The following is a 16,806-nucleotide window of genomic DNA, read 5'->3' as shown; positions in this document are numbered from 1 at the left end:
AGGGGGAAAGAAAATGGAACAAGAAGTCAAAATTTTGGTGGTTGACGACGAAGATCGTATTCGCAGATTATTAAAAATGTATCTTGAACGTGAAAATTATATAATCGATGAGGCAGCTGATGGCGAAGAGGCCATTGAAAAGGCAATGACTAACGACTATCACTGTATTTTGCTTGATTTAATGATGCCGAAAAAAGATGGTGTCGAAGTTTGCAAGGAATTGCGTGAAGAAAAGACCACTCCCATCATCATGCTGACTGCAAAGGGAGAGGAAGCAAACAGGGTCCAGGGTTTCGAAGTGGGCGCTGATGATTATATTGTCAAGCCATTCAGCCCGAGAGAAGTAGTACTAAGGGTGAAGGCGGTCCTAAGGAGATCATCTCAAACGAGCTTTCTTCATACTGACCCGACCGCACGTGATATTATCGTGTATCCGCATTTATCAATCGACCATGATGCACACCGGGTTACGGCTGATGGCAAGGAAGTGAATTTGACGCCTAAAGAATACGAGCTGCTGCATTTTTTGGCAAAATCGCCGGATAAGGTATTTGACCGGGAGCATTTATTAAAAGAGGTATGGCAGTATGAATTTTTCGGGGATTTAAGAACAGTTGACACTCACATCAAAAGGTTGCGGGAGAAATTGAACCGCGTATCGGAAAAAGCAGCGGGAATGATTGTCACTGTCTGGGGAGTCGGTTATAAATTTGAGGCAGGTAATGAATGAGACTTTGGCGGAGCGTCGTCGGAAAGCTATGGGTGACCATTCTGCTGCTGGTCTCCTTTGTTTTGATCATTCTTACCATTCTCTTGATACAGTTCTTTGAAAAATATCATGTAAACCAAATTGAGAAGAGTCTGTCGGATACGGCAGAGAAAATATCGGATATTATTGAATCCCACAGAAATGACGGACTTGGAGAAGAAATTGTTTTTGAAATTGTGGATGACCCGATGGGGGTTGCAATTGCGTATGATAAAGAAAAGTTTCATTATTCACCGAATTTAGAGGAAAGCAATAAGATCCCTTCCTATGTATTTTTAAGCGATAACGACCTAAGTAAGGTGTTTAGTGAACAGGCGGTCATTCAGAAAGAGCTGTCACTTTCGGAACTTCATGAATCCGGCAGCAGATTTAAAAACTATATTGTGGCGGGTGTTCCACTTCATCTGGGTAATAATGAGACGGGAGCCATTTTCATTTACCAGAGTCTTGGAGTCCTGAAAGAAACAACAAAACAGACGGCAAACTTGATTTTGCTGGCAGCCGGTATTGCGATCGTTCTGACTACTTTCTTCGCTTTCTTTTTGTCCACCAGAATCACTGCACCGCTCCGTAAAATGAGAGAAGCGGCCTTCGAATTGTCAAAGGGGAACTTTGATACGAGGGTTCCTTTTTTAAGTCATGATGAAATCGGAGAACTGGCGATTGCGTTTAATCAAATGGGAAAGCGTCTGAAGTTTAATATGAATGTACTTCGTCAGGAAAAGGAGCAGTTGACAAATATTTTAAGCAGCATGGCCGATGGTGTTATGACGTTCAGTCGTGATGGCACCATTTTGATCACGAATCCGCCTGCAGAAAGATTTTTGCAGCAATGGCCATTTGACAGCGGGGAGGCGAACTATCCGATTCCGGCCGAAATGGCAGAACTTTTGGAGCATGCAATTGCGGATGAAAAAGAGCAAACCGGAGAGCTTTCAATTAAGGGAAGGTTTTATGTCGTTATAGTCAGTCCTTTATATACACATGATCAAAAAAGTGTACGGGGGGCGGTTGCCGTTATAAGGGATATGACGGAAGAACGACGTCTGGATAAGCTCAGGATTGATTTTGTGGCAAATGTTTCACACGAACTCCGTACTCCAATAGCCATGCTTCAGGGATATAGTGAGGCAATCATAGATGATATTGCAGGCTCCGAAGAGGAAAAGCAGGAGATCATCAAAATCATTTACGACGAATCACTTAGGATCGGACGGCTCGTCAATGAGTTGCTAGATATGGCCAGAATGGAAGCGGGTCATATCACTTTGAATTTCGAAGATGTTGATGTAGGTGCTTTTGTTGATAGGATCACTTCTAAGTTTCAAACAATTGCGCGTGAAAATAACATAGAGCTTACAAGTAATATCGAGCAGAAAGGAATTTCCTTTTCCTTGGATCCGGATAGGATTGAGCAGGTATTGACCAATTTGATTGATAATGCGATGAGGTATACTCATGAAAACGGCAATATAAAAGTCACTCAGGCATTCGGCAAAGATGGGATCACCATTTCTGTTGAGGACGATGGTACAGGTATTCCCGAGGAAGACTTACCTTTCGTTTTTGAACGTTTTTATAAAGCGGACAAGGCGAGGACCAGGGGAAGAGCCGGCACAGGACTCGGCCTTGCCATTGTCAAAAATATTGCCGATGCGCATCATGGCCAATTGACAGTGATAAGCAAGCTCGGTGAAGGAACGACTTTCACTTTGTTTTTGCCAAGCAAAAAATGAGGAAAATTGGTGAAGGATGCCGTCCAATCTTGTTTCACGCGTAACAAAATTCATTCTAGAAGAGCTGCACTTAATTGTGCGGCTTTTTTTGTATATTTTCACCTCTACTTACAAAAAATAGGACAGTTACTTATGAGAAATTTTTGGGTCAACAGGGGGGAAATATGAACGAGTTTAGATACATCGTTGCTGGGTTGCTGCTTATCGTTATCTATAATGTGTGCAATAAAGAGGTCGCTGTTTCTGCCCAATCAGTGGATGAAATTCAAAAAGTGACCGGAGAATGGGTATTTCCGGCAAATGGTGTGGTCAGCGATGTTTTTTCGTCCAGGGGCGGTATTCACAAAGGCATGGATATTGCCGGATTAGCGCAGTCTTCAATTTATGCGGTTGCAGAAGGCAATGTTATTAAGTCATATTATTCCGATACATACGGGCATGTCGTCTTTTTAGAGCATCCGGACGGATTTGAAACAGTTTATGCTCATTTGGATAAAAGACTGGTTTCAAAGGGGATGAAAGTGTTAAAAGGGCAGGAAATAGGAAAAATGGGCAACACAGGGGATTCGTTTGGAACTCACCTTCATTTTGAAGTTCATGACGGCCAATGGACGGTTAGCAAGGAAAATGCTTTTGATCCTTTCATTGTTTTCGGAAAAGGAATGGTTGGGGACAAGGCTGTTGCATTGCAACCCTCAATAAATGAAACGATTGAAACGTATGCACGGCCGGCGGAAGGCCCGACGACTTATGTAGTTAAAAAGGGTGACACGGTCTGGAGTATTTCCAATAAATTTAATACAACTGTTGAATCTCTCTCAGAGCGTAATAATTTGGATACTAACCATTTGGTCCTTGAAGGACAAACTCTCATTATAAAAGAATTTTGACAAATATCTTCACAAACCCAGTTTCTTGTTGTATAATAAAGGTAAATAATATACGATTCATCTTCGGGGCGTGGTGAAATTCCCGACCGGCGGTAATGAGATAACAGGTCTCTGAGCCCGCGAGCCTGGCAAAGGCAGGATTTGGTGCGATTCCAAAGCCGACAGTATAGTCTGGATGGGAGAAGATGAAGGTAGCCGTCGTACGTTCAAATTGCAGGAATTTGAACGTTTATTCGAACATGCCTTAATTCTCCCTCAAAAGTTATTGTAACTTTGAGGGATTTTTATTTCAGGCAGCGAAATTTGGCTGACCTTTCTTCGACATGGGATGAATCTCCAAGGAGAGAGGATATTGAAAAAATTCAACACAAGATCATTTGTTGCAATTGGGATGCTGAGCAGTTTATCATTTGTATTGATGCTCATTAAATTTCCCATCCCGCCATTTCCGGCTTATTTGACAGTGGACTTTAGCGATATTCCTGCATTGATCGCTGCACTTATGTTTGGTCCGCTTGCCGCAATATTAGTGGAATTGATTAAAAATATTATTGACTATTTAATGGTTGGCAGCGAAGCCGGAATCCCAATCGGTAACTTTGCAAACTTCATCGCAGGGGTCATGTTCGTCTTGCCGACTTACTATGTATTCAAAAAGCTTAAAATGAAATGGGGATTAGCCATTTCTTTAATCTTTGGAACTATTTTTATGGCAGTTTTCATGAGTGTTTTAAACTACGTGGCAATCCTACCTGCCTACACGCTCTTGCTCGGATGGGATCCGATGTCGACTTCGGACCTCCGCCAGCTTGTTGTAGCAGCAATCCTGCCATTTAATCTTGTTAAAGGTTTGATAGTGACAGTTATCTTCTTATTAATATATAGCCGTATGCGCCACTGGATTGATAAACAAGTGGCTTACCGGAATATCTAATCAATTAAAAACATTCCAAGTTGGGCCAACAATGATTTTTATCATTGCTGGCTTTTTTCTTTAGCCAAAACATATCTATACAGAAAAGTTGGTGTCTGTGTTTATTTCAAGGTATCAGGCCGTATCAAAGGATATTTGGGATGAACGTGCATCTGCCATGAGCATTAATAGAAAAGCTAATACTTTGTTGCAAAGCCGTATGATATTTAAATCAGCCGCTTTGCTGCAGTGAGTTAAAAACTTTTGTCCTAAGGCTTGCACGCTCAGCTAAAAAGACACGACTAAATACAAAGGAGTAAAAAAAAATACGACTAAAGTCTATATTTTCAATCAACAAATAAACTATACTGATGTTATAGGAAAAATATACTAATTTTACAGGGGGGAAATGAATGATCTGGTTTACAAATTGGGCTTTGAGGAACAGGGCAGCTGTCATATTGATGACTGTCTTAGCTTTAGGCCTGGGGACACTTAGTTATTTTACACTGCCGAAAGAATTTTTGCCTGCCGCAAACAATCCCGCAGTAACAGTGATTGTCATGGGGCAGGGAACAGATGCCGATACCATGGCTGAGCAGGTGACTAAGCCAATTGAAAAGGCGATTGGTTCAGTCAAAGGGAAAAAGCATGTATTCTCCACATCTGCGGATGGTTATTCATCCATAGATATTGCACTAGATCCATCAATTGACATGAAAGAAGCAAAAGCCCAGGTTCAGGAGGCGATTAGCGGAATTGAGCTTCCTGAAGGATTTTCTAAGCCAATCGTATCCCAATTGAACCTGGACATGATTCCTTTGTGGCAAATCGGCCTTTCCTTTCCAAAAGGGATTAACAGAGAAGGCATGGAAAAGATAGAAAATGATATTGTTCCCATGTTTCAGGGTATTACCGGAGTATCTGACGTTCTTGTATATGGAAAACAACAAACCCAAGTGAATATACAACTCGATAAAGAAAAAATGTCCGATCTCCATATACCTGTCCAGGCATTGATGGGGCTGCTCCAAGGGAAGAATTTGGCACTGGCTGTAGGCGAGGAAACGGTTGACGAGAGAAAAGCCAATCTGAAAGTGGTTGGACAGATAGAAGGAATAAAAGAGTTAGAGAATATGGAAATTGCACCGGAAGTTCGGCTGAAAGATATTGCAAAGGTAAACATCAGCGATTCAAGTGAAACATTCTTCACCCGGGTCAATGGGGAGGAAGCCGTAGCGTTGCTTCTTCATAAAGAATCCAATGCAAATGCAGTTTCTGTCGGTAAAAAAGTAGAGAAGACAATGGCAAAAGTGAATAAGGATTTTAAACCGGCTATTGAGGCATCCATGCTCATTTCATTCTCGGAATTCATAGTAAATTCTGTTGACAGCATGATGCAAGCGGTATTACTTGGAGCATTATTTGCCACCATAATTATTTTTGTCTTTTTGCGCCATTTGCGCATGACGCTGATAACCGTCGTAAGTATCCCGTTGTCTCTTGGTCTGACGTTATTCTTACTGTCGCAATCCGGTATAACGTTGAATGTATTGACAATCGGGGCCGTTGCTGTTGCTGTTGGACGGCTGGTGGATGATAGTATTGTTGTCATAGAGAACATTTTCAGAAAAGTACAAAGCGGTGATTTTTCCAATGAAGTGATTGTGAATTCAACAAAAGAGGTAGCAGCAGCCATCACATCGTCGACACTTACAACAGTCGCCGTGTTTTTACCGATGGGACTTGTAAAGTCACTCGAGGAACTATTGCTGCCATTTGCGCTGACGATTACATACGCGCTTTTGTCTTCACTTCTTGTAGCGCTGATTGTCGTCCCTCTCATGAGTTCGCGTATGCTGAAGCAGGGAAAAATGCCTGTGTATAAAAAGCCGAAACGATATATGAAAATATTGGACTGGAGTTTAAGGCATAAATGGGTGCCGCTTTTGCTCTCTTTCTTTATTTTTGTCGGAGCGGTCGGTATGTATGTTGTCATGCCAAAAGGAACGGCTGATGCTTCTGATAACGATGTGTCCGTAACGGTTTCTTATCCGGATGACATTTCTTTTTCCAAAGTGAAGGAGGAAATTTTAGAGCTGGAGGGCTATTTGATAGATCAGCCCGAAGTGGATGAGGTCATTACTTTCCTGGGGTCGAATCCTGAGGATGCCCAGTTCAGCCAAATTAACTCTCAGAATCAGGGAAACCTCCATGTCATAATGAAAGAGAACGCTGATACCGAAAAGCTGATGGATAAAATAGAAAACCAAAAGGAAAAATATACTGAAGCGGACTTTGATATGATGATAGCATCCATTGTCAATTTCAGCGATTCAACAATCACACTGGACGTTGTCGGAAATGACACTAACAAATTGATCGAAGCATCCAAGAAAGTGATGGATGAAGTTGAGGGTATTAAGGGCGTTGAGAAAGTAACAAGCAATCAAAATGAGCTTAAAACTGTCTATGATATTAATATTGACCAAAAGAAAGCCAATACAGAGGAAGTGGCCAGACAGGTGCAACTATTGCTGAACCCATTTCCAATCGGGATGATCAAGGTGGATGGCAAAGATACGCAGGTCTTGCTTGACAGCTCGGTACACCCCACAACAGAAAGAGAGTTAAAGGATATCTCTGTTCTGGCAAATGAAAAACCAGTAAGGCTCTCATCAATTGCAAAAATCGAAAGAGCGGAGAAGCCAACAAGTGTGCTTCGTAAGGACGGAAAAGAATATGTCCGTGTCAGTGTGGAAGCCGATCCTAAAAAACTATCGAAAATTGCAAATGAAGTTAATATGAAGGCTGCCGGCCTGAGTTTACCAAAAGGGGTTTCGTTGGAATATGGGGGAGCTGCCAGTACGCAGTCTGAACAGTTTATGGAGTTATTCCAATTGATGGCTGTCTCCATCGGGCTTGTTTATCTGATTATGGTACTTACATTTAAAACGCTTCGTGCACCGCTCGTCATTCTGTTTACTCTGCCGCTGGCATTGATCGGCGCAATCCTTGGTCTGCTCGTTTCACGGACACCAATTGATATTGGATCGATGATAGGGGCATTGATGCTAATAGGAATCGTTGTCACAAATGCCATTGTTTTGCTTGACCGGGTAAGACAGAACGAAAAGACCATGCCGATTCGGGAAGCTTTGCTTGAGGCGGGTGCCACAAGGTTCCGTCCGATAGTCATGACTGCATTGGCTACAATTTTTGCAATGGTTCCGCTTTTGATGGGAAAAGAAGAAATGGGGAGTCTTGTATCAAAAGGTCTTGCCGTTGTAGTCATTGGCGGATTATCGGTTGCCACTTTACTGACATTGGTGATCATACCGGTTGTTTATGAATTATTTCATTTTAAGAAAGCGAAAAAGCAGAGGTTGGCAGAACAGAATAAAATCGCAATGTAACAATTACAGACACCTGATTGGATTATATTCTTAACAAAAGGCAAAAGAGGGAGCCGAGCTCCCTCTTTTGCTTGTATTAATCAAATTTCAACGGATCTCCGTCAAATGGTTCATCGGCAATCTTGATTGATTCAGTCGGGCAGCCCTCAAAAGCATCCAACATATCATCTTCTAAAATATCCGGTACTTCTGCAACCCCTTTATTGTCATCAAGGACAACATATGCCAAGCCCTCGTCATCGTAGTCATATATGTCAGGAGCTGCCGCCCCGCAAGCACCACAAGCAATGCAAGTATCTTGGTCGACCATTGTATACTTGGCCATTAGTAAACCTCCTATCACTATCTATGTCAATGCTGTTTGATAAACGTGCAATCGGCATGAAGATTTGTTTCTATACATATATTAATCCTCTGCAAACAACATTTCAACATAAAAGGGAACCCACCTTAAATGTCGAACTATTTTATTAAACGGAAGATCAACGAGAACATAGTCGAAAAAACTGTTTCATGATAAAATTAAGGTAATCTTTGTAAACAAAACTGTAATCCTTTAGTGTGCATGTTTATTATTTCAAAACGCCAATTACTATGCACACTGCAGGGTGTCCCGCGAATCAGTTTAATATGCAGGACTACAAACTCATACTTATAAATGATCAAAGTATATAAAAGAGTGATTTTAATGCGACAAAAAAGCCAGGCCGAACTTATCCGGCAAATGTCACATCGGGAACTGGTAGGACACCTGTACCTTACACAGCTGATTTTGTTGGGGATCTCCCTGATAGCCGGCCTGTTCCTTTTTGACCAAATAACGGATATATTTTCAAGGTTCAGATTTGATTCAAGATGGGTACTTTGGGGAGTTATCAATGGAACCGTAGTTGTTGTCATCGATATTATCCTGATAAATGTTTTGCCGAAAAGATATTACGATGATGGCGGAATCAATAATAAAATATTCCAAACGATGCCATTATGGCAAATACCAGTTGTGGCTTTTGTTATTGCATTTTCTGAGGAGCTGCTGTTTAGGGGAATATTGCAAACAAAATTCGGTCTTATAGCAGCAAGCATCATTTTTGCCATCATACATTTACGGTATTGGTCCCATTGGTACTTATTGGTAAATGTCATTGGATTAAGCTTTTGGATTGGAATTGTATATAATCTGGCTGATCAACAGCTATGGCCGGTTATTGCCATGCATTTTACCATAGACTTTCTGTTAGGTATGTATATAAAATTCGGTTTTTCCCGAAAGGATTGTAAAAGAGGGGATTGAATATGAATATGAATAAAAGGGGACGCAATAAGCAAACCGATGTAGATAATAATAATATTTATGAAAAAACAGAAATGCTCCCATCTAGGGCTGAATATCACGGAAAAAAGAGAAAAAAGAAGACAGCCCGTCCAAGTAATAAAAAGAAAATGAAGATATCGATTCCGTTAATTCTTTTACTAGTCTTATTGATGCTTCCAATCGGCATCTTGTCCATTATCAATAGCGGGGATCGCTCAAAAGCGAATCCTGTCAGCGGAAGTTCAGGAGAAGAAGTTTCTTTTGAGACAGTTGATACGGCGACAGAACCAGAATCTGCAGAAGATGATTTGGACGAGTCGGATAATGATACAATAAAACATAAAGAAAAAGATAAACCAAAAGATAAACCAAAAGATAAACCAAAAGATAAACCAAAAGATAAACCAAAAGATAAACCAAAAGAACCTGCTGCCCAGGAATCTGGAAAAAAAGAAGAGTCTAAAAACGATCAAGAGCCACCGGTGAATGAAAATCCGGAAACTGAAAAACAAGAAGACCAAAATGGGGAAAACAGTGAAGGCAGAGCCAAATATCATACTGTCCAACCAGGAGAAAACCTTTTCCGGATTGCGTTAAAATATTATGGTTCCCAGGATGGCGTTGAAAAAATCAAGCAGGCCAACGGTCTTGGAAGCAATGAAATCAGTGTGGGACAAACGTTAACAATTCCTCAGTGATATATATGTTCATACTATGAAACAACCCTTCATACAATTTGAATGAAGGGTTGTTTTTTTAGTTGCAAGTATAAAATTATACCAAATTTTCTCTTCAAACATGGATATGTTATGTCTAGCTCCGACGGACAGGAGGTCCTATTGCCGGCTGAGCCACAGGAAGTGGTGCCTTATATCTGCCAGGCGCATCGGCTTGATGTTACAAGTTGCAAGGAGAAATGTTCAGAGTGATGTGTTCCTGCAGCATAGCTTATTATTCGAGGAAGCCCATGTTTCCCCTCGTCACAAAGCTGCTAGAAGCAAGTTCGCTGATGTTTCTCATGATGTGATTGAAATTAGCTGCTTTGCTCTGATAGTAGAAAAGCTCCCTCATCAAAATTCGTCTTGCCGCCTATATTAATGGGCGCCTTGTGCTTTTCTTTAGGAGGTATACAGGATGGAGAAAATAATGCTTACATTAGATGACCAGGTGGATGAAGCGACGAAAAAAATGATACAGAAGCTGATAGAAAAAAAGATAAAGTTCGATCATTATAAAAACACTCATTTTTTTATTTTGTCGTTCTTCATTCTATACTGTTTGACTCTATTATTTCTCAGCTACACATTGGTCATCAAACCAAATGAATATTCAATTATGAACAGCATTACTGAATTACTTGGGACAAATTATCTAATCTTTCTTTTATTGCTGGGTGTCCTTTTGTTTGGTGCCTTGAAATTTTATTTTGAAAAGAAAGAAAAAACTGAAACGGAGTTTCATGACCTGAGGTGTGAAATCATCGAGAAAAGCCGCGATCTATGGGATGGCGAGCATTGGGCGAATCGCCATCATGTTTTTGATCAAATGAAGAACCAATATGATATTAACCTTTACCATGAAAGCAAGTAATAAGATTGACCAACTTTTCTAATTTTACAATATTATGTTATGTCTAGCTCGTCCGACGGGACGTCGTAGTGGCGACGGCGTCACAGTACGTGCGCTTTAAAGTCAAAGTCCGCCAGGCGCCATCGGCTAGAGGTCACATGTCGCAAGGAAGTTATTCAGGATGAATGTACTTCATCGCTATAACTTCATCGAGGAAGGCTTGTTCAGCTCGCCACAAACTGCATGAAGCAAATTCAGTGAAGTTTCATACGAACTGATTGAAATCAGCTGCCTTGTTGTTTTGGCTGAAGAACTGCTTCCTCCTAGCTATTCGCCTTGTCCATATCCTTATAGCCTAAGGCTGCGCACCTTGTGTTTTTCTTTATGTGTAAAAGAATTTTCTGTTTTTGTTGACAGAATGGAAATTACCGCCTATAATACACTTTAACTTACCAACTCAATAATAAGTATTGACCGGTCAACCGGAAATACAGCCTTGTTAAAGGTTTGTATTTCCGGTTTTTTGTTGTTTGGGAAGTATGTAGCACAATTTAATAAGACAGCTTTTTCTTATCAAGAGAGGTTGAGGGAATGGCCCTGTGACGCCTCAGCAACCACCGTTTCAAACGGAAAGGTGCTAAATCCAGCAAGTTGGAAACAACTTGGAAGATGAGAAGAACCCTATTTTTTTTGAGGCTTCTTCTTGTTGAGAAGGCTCTTTTTATTTTTGGCTCTGAAAAACAATACTGATGACCTCCTCGAAAACTGCTGAATATAACAGAGCTATATTATAAAAAAGCCTTCCTAACACAAAAGGGAAGGAGAATGACTAATGACTTTAAAACGAGAAACATTGCTTGTCCAAACAGGAAATGACAGGGAAGAACCTCGCGGTGCAGTTAACACTCCCATTTATTTATCGGCGCCTTTTAGACATGGTGATATCGGATTGTTAAATGGTTATGACTATATCCGAACAGGAAATCCTACGCGGGATGTCCTGGAAGACTCGATTGCCAAACTGGAAAAGGGAGACCGCGGATTTGCCTGCAGTTCAGGAATGAGTGCAATACAGTTAGCTTTATCCTTGTTCAAGTCGGGGGATCATATTATTGCCACGAGGGATCTATATGGAGGTTCTTACAGAATATTTGAATGGTTTTCTGCCAAATACCACCTGGAATTTTCATATTGGAATCAGGATAAGGGCAGTATTAACGAGCTCGTTCAAAAAAATACGAAAGCCATATTCATAGAAACACCGACCAATCCCTTGATGACTGAAACGGATTTAAGGTTTGCAGCAGATGTTGCTGCAAAGCATCAGCTTTTGTTGATTGTCGACAACACCTTCTATACACCGCTAATTCAAAGGCCCATAGAGCTCGGCGCAGATGTCGTCATTCACAGTGCAACCAAGTACTTGGGTGGACATAACGACGTACTTGCAGGCCTGGTTGTATCGGGTGACCATGAATTGAGCTCAAGGTTGTTTGAAAGTCAAAATACTTCGGGTGCTGTTTTGGCGCCATTTGATTGTTGGCTCTTAATCAGGGGAATGAAGACATTGGCTTTGCGTATGAAACAGCATGAAGAGAATGCGAAGAAAGTACATTCTTTTTTAACTGCTCATCCCTTGGTTGACAAGGTGTATTTTCCTGGACAAGGCGGCATGGTGAGCTTTGAGATTTCAAATGAATCACTGGTTTCGCCATTTCTAAAAAAGTTAAAACTGTTTACATTCGCTGAAAGTCTGGGAGGCGTGGAAAGTCTTATCACGTATCCTGCGACACAAACTCATGCAGATATACCCCAAAAAACACGAGAAAGTTACGGCCTAAGCAACCGTCTGCTCCGAATATCCGTTGGAATCGAGCATGCAGATGATCTGGTAGATGATTTGAAACAGGCATTCGATCAAGTGCAATCAGAAGTCTTGGTTCCTTCAGAGGATAAAAAAGGAGGCAGCCATATTGAATTTATTAGATAGTTTGAAAGAGAAAATTATGATTGGTGACGGTGCAACAGGTACCCTTCTTTACTCTTGTGGAGTAGACCGCTGTTTTGAGGAGCTGAACCTAACACATCCGGATGACATTTTACATGTCCATAAGGAATATTTACAGGCTGGAGCGGATATCATCCAAACTAATACCTATGGGGCGAACTATATTAAACTCTCAAGATATGGATTAGAAGAACGTGTTAAGAAGATTAACAGTGAAGCGGTAAGGATTGCTAGAGAGGCAGCTAAAAAGGATGCTTTTGTAGTCGGATCGATTGGCGGAATCCATGGAGCGAGATTTCACACTAAACTGAAGGATGAAATTAAACGAAGCTTCAGGGAGCAGCTTTATTGCTTATTGCTGGAGGGCGTGGACGGTCTATTGATGGAAACGTATTATGACATTGATGAATTGACCTCTGTTTTGAAAATCGCTCGAGAAGTGACGGACATTCCAATTATCACCAATATTTCCATGCATGAACCGGCTGTGCTTGAAAACGGTATGCATTTATCCGAAGCTTTTAACCGACTGGAAGCTCTTGGGGCGGACGTCATAGGGGTAAATTGCCGGCTGGGTCCGTATCATGTGCTGAAGGCATTAGAAGCAATTCCCATACCGAAAAAAGCCATACTGTCAGCTTATCCGAATTCCAGTTTACCGGAATACCGCGACGGAAAGCTCCTTTATAATTCCGAGCCTGAATACTTCAGGGAATATGCTCTTCATTTCCGCAATGAAGGAGTCCGGTTAATGGGCGGATGCTGTGGAACAACTCCCGAACATATTAAAGCCCTGAAGGCAGGAATTAAAGGGCTGGATCCGCTAAAGGAAAAGGAGGTGAAAACGCCGCCAAGAGTTATAATTTCCGAGGAGAAGCATCATGAGGGGCTAACGCTATACGAAAAGGTGAAAGCGGGGCGTTCGATCATTGTTGAATTGGATACTCCGAAACATCTGGACACAGAAAAATTCTTTGAGGGAGCGAGGGCATTGAAAAATGCAGGGGTTGATGGTCTGACTGTGGCTGATAACTCACTTGCCTCTCCAAGGATATGCAATAAGACAATGGCATCTCTCGTAAAAAGGGATATAGGTCTATCCTCTTTGGTACATATTACATGCCGGGACCGTAATTTAATCGGCCTGCAATCTCATTTAATGGGGCTGCACACCCTGGGTATCAGGGATTTATTAGCGATTACTGGTGACCCGACCAAAATTGGAGACTTCCCTGGAGCAACATCTGTATTTGATGTAACATCTTTTGATTTGATTAAACTTATCAAGCAATTTAATGAAGGTATATCTTTTTCTGGAAAATCACTGAAACAGAAAACAAATTTTCATGTAGCGGCTGCTTTCAACCCAAATGTTCATAATATTGGGAAATCAGCTGAGCGTCTGGCGAAAAAAATCCAATATGGTGCTGACTACGTGCTGACACAACCGGTATTTAGCAAGGAAAAAATTATTGAAACGTGGGAGGAGACCAACTATATTGACGCTCCGATTTATATTGGGATCATGCCGCTTGTCTCCGCAAGAAATGCGGAGTTCCTACACAATGAGGTGCCTGGCATCAAGCTATCCAACGACACTAGAAAAAGGATGAGTGCAGCAGGGAGCCCAGAAGAGGCGGTCCAAGAAGGGCTGTCTATCGCGAAGGAATTGATTGATACTGCAGTTCAGTATTTTGACGGGATTTATTTGATCACACCTTTTATCCGATATGAATTGACAGTGGAGTTATCTAAGTACATTCAGCGTAAGACTAAGGAATTGAATGCAGTAAAGGCATCGCAACTGGTTTTATCAAAATAAAAATACATGAAAATAATAGGAGGAAGTATCGTGACAAATGTAAAGAGTTCAAATTTGGGTTATCCAAGGATTGGAGAACAACGTGAGTGGAAAAGGGAGTTGGAAAAGTTTTGGGGTGGAGATATTACAGAGGAGGAACTTTTACAAAATACAAAATCTGTCCGTTTGGCAGGACTAAGAAAGCAACAGGAAAGGGGAATCGATCTTATTCCGGTTGGGGACTTTTCATTGTATGACCATGTGCTCGATACCTCCGTAATGTTTGGTGTGATTCCTAAAAGATTCCAGGAAGATTGTAGCAGGACGCCGCTGGAGACATATTTTGCGATTGCCCGGGGGATGGAAAATGCTGTCGCATCTGAAATGACTAAATGGTTTAATACAAATTATCATTATATAGTTCCGGAGTTTAATGAATCCAAACCGGCATTAAAAGAAAATCGTCCGCTCGCATGTTATAAAGAAGCAAAAGAGGAATTGGGGATTGAGGGAAAACCGGTCATCCTTGGGCCCATCACATTTATTAAGCTTGGAAAAGGATATGAGAAAGAAGAGTTTCCAAGATTGGTAAAGGAATTGCTTCCTTTATATATTCAGGTATTACAAGAATTGAAGGCAGCCGGTGTAACATGGGTACAATTGGATGAACCTATCTTCTCTACAAAGTTATCAGAATCAGAGCTTTATCAAACAAAACATGTATATGAGACGATTGCAGAAGAAGTTCCTGAAATTGATATTATTATCCAGACATATTTCGAATCCATCAGTTCATATGAAGAGATAGTAAATTTGCCGGCAGCAGCGGTGGGACTTGATTTTGTCCATGGTGATTCACTGGAACTACTTCGACAGTATGGATTTCCTAATGATAAGATCCTTGCTGCAGGGATAATTGATGGTAGGAATGTTTGGCGTCAAAATCTGAATGATCAACTGGAATTGTTGGAGAGCGTTAGCCAAATCGTGGATAAAGAAAGACTTATTGTCCAGCCATCTTGTTCATTGCTGCATGTTCCTGTGACGACAACTACCGAAATAACATTGGACCCTGTCATTAAAGACGCTCTTTCCTTTGCGGATGAAAAATTGGATGAGATTGCTATTCTAGTTAATGGGTTAAAGAACGGGAAGGAGAGAATCACAACAAAGATAGAAGAAAGTATCAACGCAATCGAAAAGCTGAACAATTCCAAATACCGCGAGCAAGTCCATCAGTCTGACAGTAGTAAACTGAATGTTGATCGGGATCTGCCTTTTAAAGAACGGATTGCTATTCAGAAGGAAAGACTTCGGCTGCCACTTTTGCCGACGACAACAATTGGCAGCCTGCCGCAGACTACAGAAGTCAGAACCCAACGTTTGAATTGGCGTAGAGGTGACATTACAGACCTTGAATACGAGCACTATATAAAAAAGGAAATTGAAAAGTGGATTAATATCCAAGAAGATATCGGGCTTGATGTTTTAGTTCATGGGGAATTCGAACGTACAGACATGGTTGAGTATTTTGGAGAGAAGCTGAACGGATTTTTAGTAACGAAATCCGGATGGGTACAATCTTATGGCTCAAGATGTGTCAAACCCCCTATCATCTTTGGGGATGTTAGCTTCAATAAGCCAATGACAGTAAAGGAAAGTGTATATGCGCAGTCGTTGACTGAAAAGAAGGTAAAGGGGATGCTGACAGGACCGGTCACCATTTTAAATTGGTCCTTTGTCAGAGATGATATTTCCCGATTTGATGTCCTGGATGAAATTGCGGCGGCACTCCGAAAGGAAATTGAAGAGCTGGAAAGAAACGGAGTTAAAATTATTCAGGTGGATGAACCGGCATTGAGGGAAGGATTACCGCTTAAAGAAGAAAAATGGCAGGAATATTTAGACAGAGCGGTACATGCATTCCGGCTGGCAACAGCATCAGTGGATAACAGTACGCAAATCCACACGCATATGTGCTATTCTAATTTCCAGGATATTTTCGAAGCTATCAGCGCATTGGATGCCGATGTCATTTCCATTGAAACATCCCGAAGCCATGGGGAACTCATTTCAGCTTTTGAGGAAAATACGTACGAGAAAGAAATCGGGCTTGGCGTTTACGATATTCATAGCCCAAGGGTCCCTAGTATCGACGAAATCAGAAGCAACATCAACCGCGCTCTGAAAACTATCCCATTCAATCAATTTTGGATCAATCCGGATTGCGGATTAAAGACAAGACAGGAGGCGGAGACAATCGCTGCCCTGAAAAATATGGTAGAAGCGGCAAAAGAGACGAGAGAATCACTGCTGGCTGTACAAACGAATTAATCTGAATAAAAATTCGAGTTTTTAATGGTTTTTGATTTCGGAATCAAGCCCTGGTACT

At 41.3% G+C, this 16,806-nt stretch carries 12 protein-coding genes and 2 riboswitches; of the genes, 11 read left to right on the top strand and 1 reads right to left on the bottom strand.

Annotation, left to right across the window (positions count from 1 at the left end; translation table 11 throughout):
• Positions 1-13: 13 nt before the first annotated feature.
• The 5 genes from D4T97_RS12515 to D4T97_RS12495 all read left to right on the top strand — a co-directional run bounded on the left by D4T97_RS12515 (position 14) and on the right by D4T97_RS12495 (position 7,724).
• Positions 14-730 (top strand): response regulator transcription factor, encoded by a 717-nt coding sequence (locus D4T97_RS12515; protein ID WP_126051087.1) that lies wholly within the window; start codon positions 14-16, stop codon positions 728-730.
• Positions 727-2,505 carry an ATP-binding protein gene (locus D4T97_RS12510; protein ID WP_126051086.1) on the top strand — a complete coding sequence of 593 codons (1,779 nt, stop codon included), beginning with the start codon at positions 727-729 and terminating at the stop codon, positions 2,503-2,505. The genes D4T97_RS12515 and D4T97_RS12510 overlap by 4 nt, the downstream gene beginning before the upstream one ends.
• A gap of 164 nt (positions 2,506-2,669) precedes the next feature.
• On the top strand, positions 2,670-3,395 hold the full coding sequence (locus D4T97_RS12505) for a M23 family metallopeptidase (protein WP_126051085.1): 726 nt from the start codon (positions 2,670-2,672) through the stop codon (positions 3,393-3,395).
• A gap of 55 nt (positions 3,396-3,450) precedes the next feature.
• A riboswitch (FMN riboswitch) is annotated at positions 3,451-3,586 on the top strand.
• Between the two features lie 161 nt (positions 3,587-3,747).
• Positions 3,748-4,329 (top strand): ECF transporter S component, encoded by a 582-nt coding sequence (locus D4T97_RS12500; protein WP_126051084.1) that lies wholly within the window; start codon positions 3,748-3,750, stop codon positions 4,327-4,329.
• Positions 4,330-4,721: 392 nt separating this feature from the next.
• Positions 4,722-7,724 carry an efflux RND transporter permease subunit gene (locus D4T97_RS12495; protein ID WP_126051083.1) on the top strand — a complete coding sequence of 1,001 codons (3,003 nt, stop codon included), beginning with the start codon at positions 4,722-4,724 and terminating at the stop codon, positions 7,722-7,724.
• 76 nt (positions 7,725-7,800) lie between these two features.
• Here D4T97_RS12495 and D4T97_RS12490 read toward each other — a convergent pair whose 3' ends face one another.
• Positions 7,801-8,049, bottom strand: a complete 249-nt coding sequence (locus D4T97_RS12490) for a ferredoxin (RefSeq protein WP_126051082.1) — start codon at positions 8,047-8,049, stop codon at positions 7,801-7,803.
• Between the two features lie 363 nt (positions 8,050-8,412).
• Between D4T97_RS12490 and D4T97_RS12485 the strand changes: the two genes are divergently transcribed.
• The 6 genes from D4T97_RS12485 (at position 8,413) to metE (ending at position 16,748) form a co-directional block, all read left to right on the top strand.
• Positions 8,413-9,015, top strand: a complete 603-nt coding sequence (locus tag D4T97_RS12485; protein ID WP_126051081.1) for a CPBP family intramembrane glutamic endopeptidase — start codon at positions 8,413-8,415, stop codon at positions 9,013-9,015.
• 2 nt (positions 9,016-9,017) lie between these two features.
• A complete protein-coding gene (locus D4T97_RS12480; RefSeq protein WP_126051080.1) occupies positions 9,018-9,734 on the top strand; it encodes a LysM peptidoglycan-binding domain-containing protein in 717 nt (238 codons plus the stop codon).
• 436 nt (positions 9,735-10,170) lie between these two features.
• Positions 10,171-10,626 (top strand): DUF2663 family protein, encoded by a 456-nt coding sequence (locus D4T97_RS12475; RefSeq protein WP_126051079.1) that lies wholly within the window; start codon positions 10,171-10,173, stop codon positions 10,624-10,626.
• A 546-nt stretch (positions 10,627-11,172) separates the two neighbouring features.
• Positions 11,173-11,281: riboswitch (SAM riboswitch) on the top strand.
• Positions 11,282-11,437: 156 nt separating this feature from the next.
• Positions 11,438-12,595: an aminotransferase class I/II-fold pyridoxal phosphate-dependent enzyme gene (locus D4T97_RS12470; protein ID WP_126051078.1), complete on the top strand. Its 1,158-nt coding sequence runs from the start codon at positions 11,438-11,440 to the stop codon at positions 12,593-12,595.
• Positions 12,579-14,435, top strand: a complete 1,857-nt coding sequence (locus D4T97_RS12465; protein WP_126051077.1) for a bifunctional homocysteine S-methyltransferase/methylenetetrahydrofolate reductase — start codon at positions 12,579-12,581, stop codon at positions 14,433-14,435. The genes D4T97_RS12470 and D4T97_RS12465 overlap by 17 nt, the downstream gene beginning before the upstream one ends.
• 30 nt (positions 14,436-14,465) lie before the next feature.
• On the top strand, positions 14,466-16,748 hold the full coding sequence (metE, locus tag D4T97_RS12460) for a 5-methyltetrahydropteroyltriglutamate--homocysteine S-methyltransferase (RefSeq protein WP_408021605.1): 2,283 nt from the start codon (positions 14,466-14,468) through the stop codon (positions 16,746-16,748).
• Positions 16,749-16,806 lie beyond the last annotated feature (58 nt).

This window comes from Siminovitchia acidinfaciens (assembly GCF_003605385.1).
GTDB classification, from domain to species: Bacteria; Bacillota; Bacilli; order Bacillales; family Bacillaceae_C; genus Siminovitchia; species Siminovitchia acidinfaciens.
The sequence above is the reverse complement of the archived record's forward strand: the minus strand, read 5'-3'. Positions and strand labels throughout refer to the sequence as shown.

Excerpts from the sequence above, each read along its gene's own strand:
- D4T97_RS12515 (WP_126051087.1), top strand. The coding sequence starts at position 14 with ATGGAACAAGAAGTCAAAATTTTGGTGGTTGACGACGAAGATCGTATT.
- D4T97_RS12510 (WP_126051086.1), top strand. The coding sequence starts at position 727 with ATGAGACTTTGGCGGAGCGTCGTCGGAAAGCTATGGGTGACCATTCTG.
- D4T97_RS12505 (WP_126051085.1), top strand. The coding sequence starts at position 2,670 with ATGAACGAGTTTAGATACATCGTTGCTGGGTTGCTGCTTATCGTTATC.
- D4T97_RS12495 (WP_126051083.1), top strand. The coding sequence starts at position 4,722 with ATGATCTGGTTTACAAATTGGGCTTTGAGGAACAGGGCAGCTGTCATA.
- D4T97_RS12490 (WP_126051082.1), bottom strand. The coding sequence starts at position 8,049 with ATGGCCAAGTATACAATGGTCGACCAAGATACTTGCATTGCTTGTGGT.
- D4T97_RS12485 (WP_126051081.1), top strand. The coding sequence starts at position 8,413 with ATGCGACAAAAAAGCCAGGCCGAACTTATCCGGCAAATGTCACATCGG.
- D4T97_RS12480 (WP_126051080.1), top strand. The coding sequence starts at position 9,018 with ATGAATATGAATAAAAGGGGACGCAATAAGCAAACCGATGTAGATAAT.
- D4T97_RS12475 (WP_126051079.1), top strand. The coding sequence starts at position 10,171 with ATGGAGAAAATAATGCTTACATTAGATGACCAGGTGGATGAAGCGACG.
- D4T97_RS12470 (WP_126051078.1), top strand. The coding sequence starts at position 11,438 with ATGACTTTAAAACGAGAAACATTGCTTGTCCAAACAGGAAATGACAGG.